13 protein-coding genes are annotated in these 16,012 nt (G+C 63.4%); 12 read left to right on the top strand and 1 reads right to left on the bottom strand.

Translation table 11 applies throughout. The features are described from left to right. The first annotated feature begins 11 nt into the window (after positions 1-11). The 12 genes from QOL82_RS17945 (at position 12) to QOL82_RS17890 (ending at position 14,764) form a co-directional block, all read left to right on the top strand. Positions 12-587: an XrtA/PEP-CTERM system exopolysaccharide export protein gene (locus QOL82_RS17945; RefSeq protein ID WP_283443768.1), complete on the top strand. Its 576-nt coding sequence runs from the start codon at positions 12-14 to the stop codon at positions 585-587. A 345-nt stretch (positions 588-932) separates the two neighbouring features. Then, on the top strand, positions 933-2,450 hold the full coding sequence (locus tag QOL82_RS17940; protein WP_283443675.1) for an XrtA system polysaccharide chain length determinant: 1,518 nt from the start codon (positions 933-935) through the stop codon (positions 2,448-2,450). A 73-nt stretch (positions 2,451-2,523) separates the two neighbouring features. Then, the gene (locus tag QOL82_RS17935) at positions 2,524-3,474 is read left to right on the top strand and encodes an XrtA-associated tyrosine autokinase (protein ID WP_283443674.1); all 951 of its coding nucleotides are present in this window, start codon (positions 2,524-2,526) and stop codon (positions 3,472-3,474) included. A 1-nt stretch (position 3,475) separates the two neighbouring features. Beyond that, a complete protein-coding gene (locus QOL82_RS17930) occupies positions 3,476-5,017 on the top strand; it encodes a TIGR03016 family PEP-CTERM system-associated outer membrane protein (protein ID WP_283443673.1) in 1,542 nt (513 codons plus the stop codon). Positions 5,018-5,033: 16 nt separating this feature from the next. Further along, complete coding sequence (locus QOL82_RS17925) at positions 5,034-6,020, top strand: XrtA/PEP-CTERM system-associated ATPase (protein ID WP_283443672.1); 987 nt, start codon at positions 5,034-5,036, stop codon at positions 6,018-6,020. A gap of 50 nt (positions 6,021-6,070) precedes the next feature. Beyond that, positions 6,071-6,943 (top strand): XrtA system polysaccharide deacetylase, encoded by an 873-nt coding sequence (locus tag QOL82_RS17920; protein WP_283443671.1) that lies wholly within the window; start codon positions 6,071-6,073, stop codon positions 6,941-6,943. Continuing rightward, positions 6,940-8,025, top strand: coding sequence for a FemAB family XrtA/PEP-CTERM system-associated protein (locus QOL82_RS17915; RefSeq protein WP_283443670.1), 1,086 nt, complete (start codon positions 6,940-6,942; stop codon positions 8,023-8,025). The genes QOL82_RS17920 and QOL82_RS17915 overlap by 4 nt, the downstream gene beginning before the upstream one ends. 4 nt (positions 8,026-8,029) lie before the next feature. After that, positions 8,030-9,256 (top strand): TIGR03087 family PEP-CTERM/XrtA system glycosyltransferase, encoded by a 1,227-nt coding sequence (locus QOL82_RS17910; RefSeq protein ID WP_283443669.1) that lies wholly within the window; start codon positions 8,030-8,032, stop codon positions 9,254-9,256. After that, a complete protein-coding gene (xrtA, locus tag QOL82_RS17905) occupies positions 9,247-10,791 on the top strand; it encodes an exosortase A (protein WP_283443668.1) in 1,545 nt (514 codons plus the stop codon). Before QOL82_RS17910 ends, xrtA begins: the two co-directional genes overlap by 10 nt. 13 nt (positions 10,792-10,804) lie before the next feature. Further along, positions 10,805-11,935, top strand: coding sequence for a TIGR03088 family PEP-CTERM/XrtA system glycosyltransferase (locus tag QOL82_RS17900; protein WP_283443667.1), 1,131 nt, complete (start codon positions 10,805-10,807; stop codon positions 11,933-11,935). 3 nt (positions 11,936-11,938) lie between these two features. Beyond that, positions 11,939-13,861, top strand: a complete 1,923-nt coding sequence (locus QOL82_RS17895) for an XrtA/PEP-CTERM system amidotransferase (RefSeq protein ID WP_283443666.1) — start codon at positions 11,939-11,941, stop codon at positions 13,859-13,861. A gap of 753 nt (positions 13,862-14,614) precedes the next feature. Next, entirely contained in the window at positions 14,615-14,764 is a 150-nt protein-coding gene (locus QOL82_RS17890) for a hypothetical protein (RefSeq protein ID WP_283443665.1), read from the top strand. 205 nt (positions 14,765-14,969) lie between these two features. Here the strand turns inward: QOL82_RS17890 and QOL82_RS17885 are convergent, their stop codons facing one another. Beyond that, positions 14,970-16,010, bottom strand: a complete 1,041-nt coding sequence (locus QOL82_RS17885) for a bifunctional UDP-4-keto-pentose/UDP-xylose synthase (RefSeq protein ID WP_283443664.1) — start codon at positions 16,008-16,010, stop codon at positions 14,970-14,972. Between the last annotated feature and the right edge of the window lie 2 nt (positions 16,011-16,012).

Raw genomic sequence — 16,012 nt, 5'->3', positions numbered from 1 at the left:
TGGCAGGCGTCATGCTGGCCCTGACCGCATGCGCAACCACTGACTATCCTTCCCTGGCAGCAGACCGGACCCAAGCGCCGCAGCACGAATACCTGATCGGCCCAGGCGACTCCATTAACATCCTGGTCTGGCGCAACCCCGAGGTTTCGCTGACCGTGCCGGTCCGGCCGGACGGCAAGATCACCACGCCGCTGGTGCAGGACATGAATGCCAGCGGCAAGACCGCGACCCAGCTCGCGCGCGATCTCGAGAAATCGCTGGAAAAATACATCCAGCAGCCTATCGTGACCGTGATCGTCACCGGCTTCGTCGGCCCGTACACCGAGCAGATCCGCGTGATCGGCCAGGCTGCCCGTCCGCAGGCGCTGCCGTACCGCGAGAACATGTCGCTGATGGACGTGCTGATCGCGGTAGGCGGCATCACTGAGTTTGCGTCCGGCAACAAGGCTGTGCTGATCCGTAATGTTGATGGAAAGCAACAGACTTTCTCGCTGCGCCTGAACGATCTGATCAAGCGCGGCGACCTGTCCGCGAATGCCTCCATGCGTCCTGGCGACGTGCTCGTGATCCCGGAAAGCTTCTTTTAAGCGCTGATCGCTGGTATTCATGTAGCAAGCAGCCGGATATGCCGTGGGCCTGATGGCCTGCGGCATCAAAATGGATTACATGGAAGAAATAAATTTTCAATTAGTATAGAAAATTGCTTAAAATAAATTGTTACGGATTGATTCAGAAGGCCAATTGCGTGTCGCGATGGCCATAATGTTGCGTCGCAATGTTAGTTTTCGACGGCATTGTGAATTCAGGCGCGCTGGCCACTGCGTATAATTCGGTCGCATGCGGTACTGTTCCATGATCCGCAATAATTATGCTGCGCCGCAATATCGTATAAATGCACTATCGAACAGCAGTAAACAGATGGAGAGTTAGAAATGGAAGAAACGATCAATCAGGTGCTCTTCCTGCTAAAGGGCGTATGGAAGTACAGGTGGCACGCCGTGATCGTCGCTTGGGTTATTGCGCTGGCTGGCTGGATACGCGTCTACACGCTGGACGACAATTACCAGGCGTCGGCCAGGGTGTTCGTTGATACCCAGAGTATCCTCAAGCCGCTGATGTCGGGCATGACAACGCTGCCCAACGTCGAGCAACAGGTTTCCATCATGAGTCGAACGTTGCTGAGCCGGCCCAACGTGGAGAAGGTGATGCGCATGGTCGACCTCGACATCAAGGCCAAGACGCCCAAGGAAAACGAGGAGCTGATCAACGACCTGATGAAGGAAATCAGGATCAGCAGCACCGGCCGCGATGACATCTACACCATCAGCTACAACAATCCGAATCCCCGCATCGCCAAGGACGTGGTCCAGTCGCTGCTGACGATCTTCGTCGAGGGCAGCTTCGGCGACAAGAAGAACGATTCCGACAAGGCAGTCCAGTTCCTGGACGAGCAGATCAAGAATTACGAAGCCAAGCTGGTGGCCGCCGAAAACGCGCTGAAGGATTTCAAGATCAAGCACAGCGGCTCGCTGCCGCAGGGCGGCGACTACGGCACCCAGGTGCAGGCCGCGTCCGACCAGCTCAACCAGGCTCGCCTGGACCTGCGTGAAGCCGAACAGGCGCGCAATGCGATCCAGGTGCAGATCATGGGCAATGGCACCGGCGCGACCACTGCCGGCGCGCTGGTCAACCCCGAACTGGACGGCCGTATCCTGGCGCTGCAAAAGAACCTGGACACGATGCGCATGCAGTACACCGAGCAGCATCCGGACATCATTTCCGCAAAGCGCCTGATCAAGCAGCTCGAAGCCCAGAAGGTGGAAGAGGCGAAGAACTTCAAGGCCGGCGGCGACCGCGGCGCGAACTACAGCCCGATGCTGCAGCAGCTCAACGTTGCGCTGTCCGCAGCTGAGGCACGCGTGGCATCGATGCGCGCACGGGTCGACGAATTCACGGTCCGCTTCGAACGCCTTCGTGCCCAGAGCATCAACGGTCCGGAACTCGAGACCCAGATGGCGCAGCTGAACCGCGACTACCAGGTCAACAAGGAAAATTACCAGCAGATGGTCAGCCGCCGCGAGGCAGCCCGCCTGTCGGGCGACCTGACCAACACCACCGACATGGTGAAGTTCCGCGTCGTCGACCCGCCGACCGTGCCGCTGCGGCCAGCCGGTCCGGACCGCCTGCGCCTGGCATCGCTGGTCTTCCTCGGCGCGCTGATTGCCGGCATCGCTTTCGCCATGCTGCTGAGCCAGCTGCGTCCGACCTACCTGAGCCAGCATGGTTTGCGCGAGTCGACCGGTCTGCCTATCCTGGGTTCCGTGTCGATGAACTGGACCGACCACGAAAGGGCCAAGCGCAAGCGCAGTTTCTATGCCTTCGGCGCATCGCTTGCAATCCTGGTCACGCTGTATGCCGGCGTCATGGCGCGCATGCTATTGACAGCCTGATGACGACGCCTGCGGCGGCCAACGCCGCCGCTGCCGAGACACTTAGCCGCATTGAATACGATTGGGAGAAAGCGTGAGCATTATTGAAAAAGCCGCAGGCCGGCTGGACCGCAAGAAGGCGGAGCTGCCGCCAGTGAATGAGCTGAGCAACCCGCTCAACAACCCGTTGAACGACTCCGTGAGCCAGCCGTTCGAGCATCCGGACAACCACGCGTTCGAACGCATGGAAAAGGTCGAGCCGACGATGGCCTACGCGCAGCCGCGCGAGCCAATTCCGGAAATCCGCCAGCCGAGCGGGCATCCGAGCCGCCGCGTCGAAATCAACCTTGAGCAGCTGCATCGGCTGGGCATGGTGACGCCGGAAGGCGGCCGCACGCCGGTCGCCGAAGAATTCCGGATGATCAAGCGCCCGCTGATCAAGCATGCGCTGTCCAAGGGCGGCGGCACCAACCGCCACAACAACCTGATCATGGTGACCAGCGCGCTGCCGGGCGAGGGCAAGACCTTCTGCGCGATCAACCTCGCGATGAGCATTGCGATGGAGATGGACCACACCGTGCTGCTGGTCGACGCCGACGTCGCCCGTCCTTCGGTGCCACGCTACCTAGGCATCGAGGCCACCGAAGGCCTGATGGACGTGCTGCTCAACGACAAGCTGGACCTGTCGGACGTGATGCTGCGCACCAACGTCGATACGCTGCGCATCCTGCCGGCCGGCCAGTCGCACAAGAACTCCACCGAACTGCTGGCCAGCCTGTCGATGAGCAACCTGCTCGACGATATCGCGCGCCGCTATCCGGACCGTATCGTGATCTTCGATTCGCCGCCGCTGCTGATGACGACCGAAGCCAAGGTGCTGGCCAGCCACATGGGCCAGGTGATCGTGGTGGTCGAAGCCGAAACCACGACCCAGCACGCGGTCAAGGATGCATTGCGCCAGCTCGGCACCGACAACAATGTCAGCCTGGTCTACAACAAGACCAAGGCGTTCTCCGGCAATAATTATGGCTACGGGTACAACTAAGATGGCCCGTGGCAAAGCAAGTATCCGGCTGCGCCCTCTGGCGCTGGCAGCCCTGTCCCTGCTGGGTGCGCAGGCTGCGCCCGCACTGGCCGCCGAGTGGCGCTTCACGCCCGAACTGACCCTGCGCGAAACCTACAGCGACAACTACAACCTCGCGCCGTCGGGCAGCGAACAGTCCGGCTTCGTCACGGAAATCGCCCCGGGCTTTACCGTGACCGGGCAGGGCCGGCGCGCGCAGTTCCGCGCGACCTACCAGGGACGCAGCGTCAACTACAGCGGCGGCCGCGGCAGCAATTTCCAGAATTACCTGGACTCCAGCGGCAGGGCCGAGCTGGTCGACGACTTCATGTTCATCGACGGCACAGCCAACATCAGCAACGTCAGCACGTCGGCCTTCGGTCCGCAGGCGCTGGACAGCACCTACGCGACCGGCAACCGCAGCGAAGTGCGCAGCTATTCCATCAGCCCGTACATCCGGAAACGCTTCGGGTCGGACGCCCGCGGCGAACTGCGCTACACCCACCAGGGCGTGAGCAGCGACACCGGCGGATTCGCCAACTACAACAGCGACCGGCTCAACGGCAGCCTCTCCAGCGGCGAGTCCTACCGCTCGCTGGGCTGGGACGTGTCGGGTTCGACGCAGCAGAGCCGCTACAGCGACGTCGATTCGGTCCGCAGCGACTACGTCAACGGCACGCTGCGCTACCGCCTGACCGAGCAGTTCAGCCTCACCGGTTCGGCCGGCTACGAGCGTTACACCTACCAGACCCTGGGCGATGCGCCGTCGGGTCCTTCATGGTCGGTCGGATTCGACTGGAAGCCATCGTCGCGCACCAGCCTGGCGGCGACTGCCGGCCGCCGTTTCTACGGCAGCGCGTACACCCTTAACGGCACCCATCGCAGCCGTTACACGACCTGGAACATCAGCTACAACGAAGACATCACGAGCCAGCAGGAGCAGTTCGCCAACTCCGGTTCGGTCAGCACGTCCAGCTTCCTCAACCAGGCATTCCTGGCCAACATCCCTGACCCGGTGGCGCGGTCGCAGGCGGTCGACGCATTCATCCGGGCGACCAACCTGCCGGCCACCCTCGCCAACGGCAACCAGGGCCTGTCCAACCGCTTCTTCCTGCAAAAGCGCCTGCAGGCATCGGTCGCCTATACCGGCGGCAAGTCGACCGCGGTGCTCAGCGCCTACGACACTCTGCGCAAGCCGCAGAGCGAGAACAACAGCAACAGCGGTTTTGGAAACGGCAACCTGCTCTTTTCCGATGAAACCCGGCAGCGCGGGGTAAGCGGGCTCTACAGCCTGCGCCTTTCGACGCTGTCCACGATGAACCTGAACGCGCAGTACTACCGCACGACCTCGCTGCTGAGCAATATCACCGACGACAACAAGCTCGTGACGCTGGGTTTGTCCCACCAGTTCTCATCGCGCACGAGCGGCACGGTCGAATTGCGACGCTACCAGGGGTCGTTCAACCAGACGGGCAACGATTTCACCGAAAACGCGATCTCGGCCTATCTGTCCATGCGCTTATAGCGGAGAACCTGACCCGATGTATGAAACCTTTTACGGGCTGCATGCCAAGCCTTTCCAGCTGAGGCCCGATCCGAACTTCTTCTTTGGCAGCAAGGGCCACAAGCGGGCGATGTCCTACCTGGAGTACGGCCTGTCTCAAGGCGAGGGCTTCATCGTCATCACCGGTGAAGTCGGCGCGGGCAAGACCACGCTGGTGCGCAACCTGTTCCGCAAGCTCGAAACCAACCGCATCATCGCCGCCCAGATCGTCAATACGCATCTGAATTCCGACGACACGCTGCGCTCGGTGGTCGCGGCCTTCGGCCTGCCATTCGACGATCCCAGCAAGACCGGCCTGCTGGCCCGGCTGGAGCAGTTTCTGCGCTACAGCGACAAGCAGGGCAAGCGCGTGCTGCTGGTGGTCGACGAGGCGCAGAACCTGACGCCGCAGACGGTCGAGGAACTGCGCATGCTGTCGAATTTCCAGACCAATGAAAAGTCGCTGCTGCAGACTTTCCTGCTGGGGCAGCCGGAATTCCGCCGCACGCTGCATAGCGAAGGCATGCAGCAGTTGCGCCAGCGCGTGATCGCGACCTATCACCTGGGTCCGATGGACGCCGCCGAGACCCAGCTCTATATCGAGCACCGGCTGCAGACCGCCGGCTGGAAGGGCGACCCGGTCATCACGCCGGAAGCCTATGCGGCGATCTACGACTACTCCGGCGGCATTCCGCGCAAGATCAACACGCTGTGCGACCGGCTGTTCCTGATGGGTTACCTGGAAGAACTGCACCAGTTCGGCGCCGACGAAGTGGGCGAAGTCATCAAGGACATCCAGGAAGAGTTCACCGCGCCGCCGCCGGAACCCGGCGCCATGCCAGCCTATGCCGGCATCCCCAACGGCTTCACCGACACCGCCGCCGAAAGCCTGGAGCACCTCGACGAGAGGCTGTCCAAGATCGAGCGCTCGGTGACCTCGGTGCTGGATGTGCTCAAGCGGCTCATCTCAACCTCGAAAATCTGAGCCGTACGGCTGGCGGCAATGCTGCCGCCAGCCCGGAACAGGAGCAGAACATGCAAACAAGCACAACACGGCCGGCCACGCCCGGCAAAATCCGCAACGCCATGACGATCGACGTGGAAGACTATTTCCAGGTCTCGGCATTTGCGCCGCATATCGCGCGCGACAGCTGGGACGGCATGGAATGCCGCGTCGAGCGCAATGTCGAGACCATCCTCGCGCTGCTCAGGGAGCGCGATGTCAAGGCGACTTTCTTCACGCTGGGCTGGATCGCCGAACGCTATCCGCAGGTCGTCCGGGCCATCGTCGATGGCGGGCACGAGCTTGCCAGCCACGGTTACGGCCACCTGCGCGCATCGGACCAGAGCCGCGACGCGTTCCGCGAAGACATCACGCGCAGCAAGGCGCTGCTGGAGCAGATCTCCGGCCAGCAGGTCCTGGGCTACCGGGCGCCGAGCTTCTCGATCGGCAAGCAGAACATGTGGGCGCTGGATACGCTGCATGAAGCCGGCTACCGCTACAGCTCGAGCATCTACCCGATTGCGCACGACCATTACGGCATGCCCGACGCGCCCCGTTTCGCGTATTACCCGAACGGCAAGGACGGCCTGCTGGAAGTGCCCATCACCACGGTGCGCATGATGGACCGTAATTTCCCGGCGGGCGGCGGCGGCTATTTCCGATTCTTCCCGTACGCGGTGTCGCGCTTCTTCATCAACAAGGTGAACCGCGACGACCGGCAGTCGGGCATCTTCTATTTTCATCCGTGGGAAGTCGACCCTGGCCAGCCGCGCCAGCATGGCGTCGGTCTCAAGACCAGCTTCCGCCATTACGTCAACCTCGAACGCATGGAAACCAGGCTGCGCGCGCTGACGCGCGACTTCGCCTGGGACCGCATGGACCGGATCTTTTTGCAGAACACATGAGCGCCATTATCGAAGCTTCACAGGAACGCGCACGCGCCCTCAATGCCAGTGCCAGCATTCCGCAGATCAAACTGATGCAGCCGCAGGATGCGGCGCGCTGGGACGAGTTCGTGCTGCGCTGTCCGCAGGCAAGTTTCTTTCACCGGGCCGGATGGCAGCGGGTGATCGAACAGGCCTTTGGCCACAAGACCTATTTCTACTATGCCGAAGTCGACGGCCGCATCGAAGGCGTGCTGCCGCTGGCCGAGATCAAGAGCCGGCTGTTCGGGCATTCGCTGGGCTCGCTGCCGTTCTGCGTCTACGGCGGTCCGGCCGCCAGCTCGGAGGCAGCCGCCGACGCGCTCGACAGGCAGGCGCAGCAGCTCGCTGCGACGCTGAAGGTGGGTCACCTCGAATATCACAACGTGTCGCCGCGCCATGCCGACTGGCATGCGAAGGACCTGTACGTCACCTTCCGCAAGGAGATGGACCCGGACCCCGAGAAGAACATGAACGCAATCCCGCGCAAGCAGCGCGCGATGGTGCGCAAGGGGATCAAGGCCAACCTGCAGAGCGAGATCGACCCGGATGTCGAGCGCTTCTTCACCGCCTACTCGACCAGCGTGCACAGGCTGGGCACGCCGGTGTTCTCGAAAAAGTATTTCCGGCTGCTCAAGGAAACCTTCGGCGACGACTGCGAACTGATGACGATCACCCGCGACGGCCAGCTGATCAGCAGCGTGATGAGCTTCTACTTCCGCGATGAAGTGCTGCCGTACTACGGCGGCGGCATGCCGGAAGCCCGCGAATGCGCGGGCAACGACTTCATGTACTGGGAGCTGATGCGCCGCACCTGCACCCGCGGCTGCCGCATCTTCGACTTCGGCCGCAGCAAGAAGGGCACGGGCTCGCACGACTTCAAGAAGAACTGGGGCTTCGAGCCGACCCAGCTGCACTACGAATACAAGCTGGTCGCGTCGACGGAAGTGCCCGACACGAATCCGCTCAATCCCAAGTACCAGCTGATGATACGCACCTGGCAGAAGATGCCCCTGGCGCTGGCCAACATGATAGGCCCCCATATCGTCAAGAACCTGGGCTGACACGGTGGAGCATCTTCTTTACCTGGCGCACCGGATTCCCTATCCGCCCAACAAGGGCGACAAGATCCGCTCCTACCACCTGCTGAAGCACCTGGCGCAGCGCTACCGGGTGCATCTGGGCACCTTCATCGACGACCCAGATGACTGGCAGTATGTCGATGCGGTGAAGAAGCTGTGCGGGGAAACCTATTTCGCCAGGCTGGACAGCCGCACCGCGCGCATCGGCAGCGCCACCGCGCTGCTGCGCAACCGGCCGCTCAGCCTCGACTACTACCGCAGCCGCGGCATGGCCGACTGGATCACGCGCCTGCATGCCAAGCTGCCGGTGTCGCGGGTGCTGGTGTTCTCGTCGCCGATGGCGCAGTTCGTGAAGCCGGGGCGCTATGCCCGCCGCGTGATCGACTTTGTCGATGTCGATTCGGCCAAGTGGACCGAATATGCGGCGCAGAAGTCCTGGCCGATGAATCGCATCTATGCGAGGGAAGGGCGGCAGCTGCTGCGCTACGAGCGCGAGGTCGCGCGCGACTTCAATGCGTCGCTGTTCGTCTCCAGCCAGGAAGCCGCGCTGTTTTCCGGCATGGCGCCCGACAGCGCATCCAGGATAGGCTGGTTCAGCAATGGCGTGGACAGCGCGTATTTTTCACCGCACCACGACTTCGATACGCCTTACCCGGACGGCGGCCCGGTGATGGCGTTCACCGGCGCGATGGACTACTGGCCCAACATCGACGCGGTGCAATGGTTCGCCGCCGAGATGCTGCCCGCGATTCGCGAGCGCCATCCGGATGCCCGGTTCTACATCGTTGGCGCCCGGCCCTCGCGCGAGGTGCTGGCGCTGGGGTCGCAGGCCGGCGTCACGGTCACCGGCACCGTGCCGGACGTGCGTCCCTACCTGGCGCATGCCCGGCTGGCCGTGGCCCCGCTGCGGATCGCCCGCGGCATACAGAACAAGGTGCTCGAGGCGATGGCCATGGGCAAGCCGGTCATCGTCACGCCTCAGGCGCTCGAAGGCATCGCTGCCGAGCCGGGCAGGGACCTGATGCTGGGCGCGGATGCCGCCGGCTTCGCCAGCCTGGCCTGCGCCGCGCTGGAAACGACGCCGGTCGACATGGGCCGCGCCGCGCGTGCGCAGGTCGAGGCCAGCTATAACTGGGACACCAATATTGCCCGCGTCGATGCGCTGCTCGACCTGGACGAACATCAACCTGCTATGGCGGCGACATGCTCCTGACAGAAACCCGTACCGCGCCGCGCGACATGGTCAAGACGCTGGCGATCCTGATGGCGGTGCTTGCGCCGTTCATCATCTATGCCGGCACCGCGCAGTCGATCGTCTCGATCTGGAACAGCTCGGAAACCTTCGCGCACGGCTACATCATCCTGCCGATCAGCCTGTGGCTGATCTGGAAGCGGCGCGAGGTGCTGGCACGCATGTCGCCGACGCCGTACTGGCCGGCGCTGCTGTCGCTGGCGGTCTGCGGCTTCGGCTGGCTGCTGGCCGAGATGGGCGACGTGCAGGTCGTGCGTCAGTATGCATTTGCGGCGATGCTGCCGCTCACGGTGGTCGTGATCTGCGGCCTGCGCATCAGCTGGGCGATTGCGTTCCCGCTGGCCTATGTGCTGCTGGCCGTGCCGTTCGGCGAAGTCTTCATCGACCCGCTGATCAACCTGACCGCCGACTTCACCGTCTGGGCAGTGCAGATGACGGGCATCCCGGTGCTGCGCGACGGCACCAACTTCTCTATCCCGACCGGCAACTGGTCCGTGGTGGAAGCCTGCAGCGGCGTGCGCTACCTGATTGCGTCGATCACGCTGGGCTGCCTGTATGCCTACCTGACCTACCGTTCGCGCAAGCGGCAACTGATGTTCATCCTGCTGGCCACGCTGGTGCCTATCGTCGCCAACGGACTGCGCGCCTACATGATCGTGATGATCGGCCACCTGTCCGGCATGGCGCTGGCGACCGGCGTCGACCATATCATCTATGGCTGGCTGTTCTTCGGGCTGGTCATGTTCATCATGTTCTGGATAGGCGGGCGCTGGCGCGAGGACATCAGCGCCGCGGACCTGGCCGACGCCGACGCCGCGGCCCTGCGCACCGCCGGCGCGCCTGCGGCCAGCTCGGCCCAGGTCGCCGGCGCAGCGCTGGCCGTCATCGCCTGCCTCGCCTTCTGGCCGCTGTACGCAAGCTTTTCGCTGCGCGCCAGCGCCAGCGACACGCCGGCCAGCCTGCAGAGCTTCAAGCCGTCGTGGAATGCCAGCCAGCCGTTCACCAACTGGACGCCGCGCCTCAACCCGGCAGCCGCCACGCTGAACCAGACGCTGCAGAAAGATGGCCAGCGGGTCGGCCTGTCGATGCGCTACTACCGCAACCAGACCCCGGGTGCCGGGCTGATCAGCTCGGCTAACCAGCTGGTCGGCGACAGCGAGACCGACCCATGGCGGCGCACCGGCTCCGGCGCGCGCATCGAGCAGATCGGCGAGCGCCAGCTGCAGGTCCGCGAGACCCGGTTGCGCGGGCCGGACGGCGCACTGGTCGTCTGGCAGTGGTACTGGATCGACGGCGGCTTCACTGCCAACGATTACCTCGGCAAGGTGCTGCAGGCCAAGGAACGCCTGCTGATGCGCGGCGACGACGGCGCCGGCCTGATGGTGTATGCGCGCTTCGACGAGAACCCCGAGACCGCGCGCACCGCATTGCGCAGCTTCCTCGCGACCGAGCTGCCGGCGATGGAAAGCGCGCTGGCGGCGAATGGCAGGCATTGAAGGAGCCTCTGCCTTGAAGCCCGCACCGCTCGTCGTCCACCTGATCTACCGCTTCGACTTCGGCGGCCTGGAAACGCTGGTGGCGGAATGCATCAACCGCATGCCGCCGCAGCAATACCGGCACGCGGTCGTCTGCCTGACCGGCTACACCGAGTTCGCCCGCAAGATCAGCCGCGACGATGTCGAGATCATCGCGCTGGACAAGCAGCCGGGGCTGGGGCTGGGCACGCACCTGAAGCTGTGGAAGCTGCTGCGCCGCCTGAAGCCCGCGGTCCTGCACAGCTATAACCTGTCCGCCGTCGAATATGCGTTCACGGCCGCGATGGCCGGCGTGCCGGTCCGCGTGCATGCGGAGCACGACCGCGACGCCGGCGACCCGCATGGCCTGAACCGCAAGCACAACCTGCTTCGGCGCGGCGTCACGCCCTTCATCGACCGCTATGTCCCTGTGTCTGAAGACCTGCAGCGCTGGCTGCGCCAGGTCGTCGGCGTACCGGACGCCAAGACCCTGATGATCGCCAACGGCGTCGACACCGAACGCTTCCTGCCGCAGGCGCATGCGGGCCGCGACGAGTTTGTCATCGGCACGGTGGGCCGGGTCCAGGATGTGAAGAACCACAGCGGCCTGGTCGACGCGTTCATCCGGCTGCGCGAACTGCTGCCGGACCAGCGGCACCGGCTGCGCCTGGCCATCGTCGGCGACGGCCCGCTGTTCGGCAGCATCCGGGACAAGGTCCATGCGGCCGGCCTCGACGAGGTCGTCTGGCTGCCCGGCTCGCGCACCGACATCGCCGACCTGATGAGCGGCTTCGACGTCTTTGCGCTGCCTTCCATCGCCGAAGGCACGCCGGTCACGATCCTGGAAGCGATGGCCTGCGGGCTGCCGGTTGTCGCATCGAAGGTCGGCGGCATCCCCGAAGTGGTCGAGCAGATGGCGACCGGCTTGCTGGTGCCGCCATCCGACCCCGCTGCGCTGGATGAGGCGCTGGCCATCTATGTGCAAGACCCGCAGCTCGCCGCGCGGCATGGCGCCGCCGGCCGCGCGCGGGTCGAACGAAGCAACAGCATCGCCGCAATGGTCGCTGGCTACGCCCGGCTGTACGACACCTTGCGCGCATCCAAAACCAAACTCAGCAAGGCCTGAACCATGTGTGGAATCGTCGGAATTTTCGATATGCGGCAGATGCGGGACATCGACCTGCAGCTGCTGACCCGGATGAATGAAACCCAGCATCACCGCGGCCCGGTGGAAGGCGGCGTGCATCGCGAGCCCGGCATCGGCTTCGGGCACCGGCGACTTTCCATCATCGACCTGTCTTCCGGCCAGCAGCCGCTGTTCAACGAGGACCACAGCGTCGTGGTGGTGTTCAACGGCGAGATCTACAACTTTGCCGCGCTGATGGAAGAGCTGACCCGGCTCGGACACACGTTCCGCACACGCTGCGACACCGAGGTGATCGTCCATGCCTGGGAAGAGTGGGGCAAGGACTGCGTCCATCGCTTTCGCGGCATGTTCGCCTTCTCGCTGTGGGACCGCAACAAGCAGACCATGTTCCTCGCCCGCGACCGGCTCGGCATCAAGCCGATGTACTGCGCGCTGCTGGACGACGGCATGTTCCTGTTCGGCTCCGAACTGAAGGCGCTGATGGCCATCCCCGGCCTGTCGCGCGAACTCGACCCGTGCGCGGTCGAGGAATACTTCGCCTATGGCTATGTGCCGGAACCGCGCACCATCTTCAAGGGCGCGTTCAAGCTGCAGCCCGGGCACACGCTGACGCTGAAGGTCGGCGGCGCGCTGCCCGCGCAGCAGAAATTCTGGGATGTGCCGTTCAAGGCGCATGCGCCGATGTCGGCCGAAGACACCGAGCAGGAGCTGATCGTGAAGCTGCGCGACGCGGTCCAGAGCCACATGGTGGCGGACGTGCCGCTGGGCGCCTTCCTGTCCGGCGGCGTCGACTCCAGCGCGGTGGTGGCGATGATGGCCGGCATGACCAGCGAGCCGGTCAACACCTGTTCGATTGGGTTCAACGACCAGGCCTATGACGAGTCGGTTTATGCGGCCGAGGTCGCCAAGCAGTACAAGACCAGCCATTACCGCGAGACCGTGGACAAGGATGACTACGGCCTGATCGACACGCTGGCGCGGCTCTACGACGAGCCGTATGCGGACAGCTCGGCCATCCCGACCTACCGGGTATGCGAACTGGCCCGCAAGCGCGTCACGGTCGCGCTGTCCGGCGACGGCGGCGACGAGAACTTCGCAGGCTACCGGCGGTATCGGTATGCAATGGCGGAAGAGCGCGTCCGGTCGGCCTTGCCGGCATCGCTGCGCAAGCCCATGTTCGGCTTCCTCGGCAATGTCTATCCAAAGGCCGACTGGGCGCCGCGCATGTTCCGGGCCAAGACCACGTTCGAGGCATTGGCGCGGGACCTGGTGGACGGTTATTTCCATGGCGTCTCGGTCATGCCGGACCGGGTCAGGGCACAGCTGTTCTCCGACGGCTTCAAGCGCTCGCTGCAGGGCTACAGCGCGATCGAGGTGATGCGCAAGCATGCGGCCAACAGCCCGACCGACGACCCGCTGTCCATCATCCAGTATGTCGACATGAAGACCTGGCTGCCCGGCGACATCCTGACCAAGGTCGACCGCGCGAGCATGGCGCATGCGCTCGAGGTCAGGGTGCCGCTGCTGGACCATGAGTTCGTCGAGTGGGCGTCGGGCGTGCCGTCGGCCATGAAGCTGCACGGGCAGGAAGGCAAGTATGTGCTGAAGAAGGCGCTGGAGCCGCACCTGTCGCATGACATCCTGTACCGGGACAAAATGGGCTTTTCGATTCCGCTGGCGAGCTGGTTTCGGGGGCCGTTGCGGGAGCATGTGCGACAGGCGTTGCTGGGGTCGACGCTGGCCGACACCGGGTTCTTCAACATGGCCTTTCTGCAGGAGATGGTGGAGCAGCACCAGTCTGGCCGGCGCGACTATACGGCGCCGATGTGGACGCTGCTGATGTTCGAGGCGTTTTTGAGGAATTGCATGGGGGTGGAGGAGCAGCGGCCGCTGGCGGCGGCATGACGGCGGGCCGGTTTTGATTTGATGGGTTGGGTAGGGTAGGGCTTGTCAGCGCGGGCTATTGCACTTTGCCCGCGCAGCGACAGTTGACGTTGTGGTTAGCTCCGCGCAGCGACAGTTGCAGTTGCAGTTGCAGTGGCAGTGGCCGTTGCCGTTGCCGTTGCAGTGGCCGTTGCAGTGAATCCCCGTTAGATGGCGACGCGTCGCCAGTGCCTGAAACGGATAAAGAAGCGTCCGCTGTCTGAGCGAAGCGAGTTTCGGACGCTTCCCGTTTCAGGTGCTGGCGGCGCGTGCAGTCCGCGCAGCGGACCGCCATCGTAGGGGTCGCCTTTTTTGCCCACTTTTTTGGCGAAGCAAAAAAGCGGGTCGGCTGCCGGGCCGAACACCCGGCTACTCCCCACGGCAGTGAACCCTCAACGTTTCATCCGTCAGCAGACGCAGCATCGGCGTCTTGCGTTGTGGCGCGTTTTCGTAACGTGCAGCCGTCGTAAACTGCAGAAGCGGCTTCGCGACGGTACGCCTGCTGGCGGGTGAAGCGATACCGGCTGGCCTGCCGGACGACCTGGCCGGGTTTCGGCCCGGCAGCCGACCTACTTCTCTTGCTTCGCCAAGAGAAGTAGGCAAGAGAAGGCGACCCCGGAGATGCCGCCCCGCTGCGCGGGGTGCCCACGCCGCTGGCACCGAAATCGGGAAGCGTCCGAAACTCGCTTCGCTCAGACAGCGGACGCTTCTTTATCCGATTTCGGCACCAGCGACGTGGCGTCATCAACGGGGACCTACTGCAACGGCAACGGCAACGGCAACTGCAGCGGCAACGGCAACGGCAACGGCAGCGGCAACGGCAACGGCAACGGCAACGGTAACGGCAACGACCACTTCAAAAGCAACGACATCCGGCTGGCGTAGGAAACCCTTCGATACACTCACTGCGTGAGCATTCAGGGCAAAAGGAAGCGGGAAAGGTAACGGCGAAATACTGCCACTGCAACTGCAACGGTCGCTGCGCGGTGCTAACTGCAACTGCAACAGTCGCTGCGCGGTGCCAACTACAACAGCAACTGTCGCTGCGCGGCGCTAACCGCAACCGCAACCGCCGCTGCGCGGACCTGGACTAGTCGTTCAGGCTGGCTGCCTCGCCAATCTTGTCCTTGTAGGCATCCAGGATGCGCTTCAACGCGTCCTGCATCAGGAACTGCGGCTTCCAGCCAAGCTCACTCATCGTGTTCTCGATCTTCGGCACGCGGTTCTGCACGTCCTGGTAACCATTACCGTAGTAGCCCGCCGACGTGGTGTCGACCAGCGATACCTTCTTGGCCGTGTCGCGGTACTCGGGGTAGGTTGCCGCCAACTCCAGCATCATCGTTGCCAGCTCGCGCACCGAGTAATTGTTCACCGGGTTGCCAATGTTGTAGATCTTGCCCGACGCGATGCCATCCTTGTTCGCGATGATGCGCACCAGCGCATCGACGCCGTCGTCGACGAAGGTGAACGCGCGCTTCTGCGCGCCGCCGTCGACCAGCTGGATGTTCTCGCCACGCACGATATGCCCGAGGAACTGGGTCACGACGCGGGAGGAGCCTTCCTTCGGCGTGAAGATCGAATCCAGTCCCGAACCGATCCAGTTGAACGGACGGAACAGCGTGAAATTCAGGCCTTCCATGCCGTAGCCCCAGATCACGCGGTCCATCAGCTGCTTCGAGCAGGCATAGATCCAGCGCTGCTTCTCGATCGGGCCGTAGACCAGGTTGGACGACGCCGGGTCGAACTCGCCGTCGGTGCACATGCCATACACTTCCGACGTCGATGGGAACACCAGGTGCTTCTTGTACTTGACCGCGGCGCGGACGATGGGCAGGTTGGCTTCGAAGTCCAGCTCGAAGACGCGCAGCGGTTCCTTGACATAGGTCGATGGCGTCGCAATGGCGACCAGCGGCAGGATCACGTCGCACTTGCGCACGTGATACTCGACCCATTCCTTGTTGATGGTGATATCGCCTTCGAAGAAGTGCATGCGCGGATGCGCCATCAGGTCGGACAGGCGGTCGTTCTGCATGTCCATGCCATAGACTTCCCAATCCGTGGTTTCTAGGATGCGCTTGGAAAGATGATGGCCGATAAAACCGTTTACACCGAGGATAAGGACTTTTTTCATGT

It is taken from the genome of Noviherbaspirillum suwonense (genome assembly GCF_900182955.1).
Taxonomy (GTDB): Bacteria; Pseudomonadota; Gammaproteobacteria; order Burkholderiales; family Burkholderiaceae_D; genus Noviherbaspirillum_A; species Noviherbaspirillum_A suwonense.
This window is presented reverse-complemented; position numbering and strand designations above follow the sequence as displayed.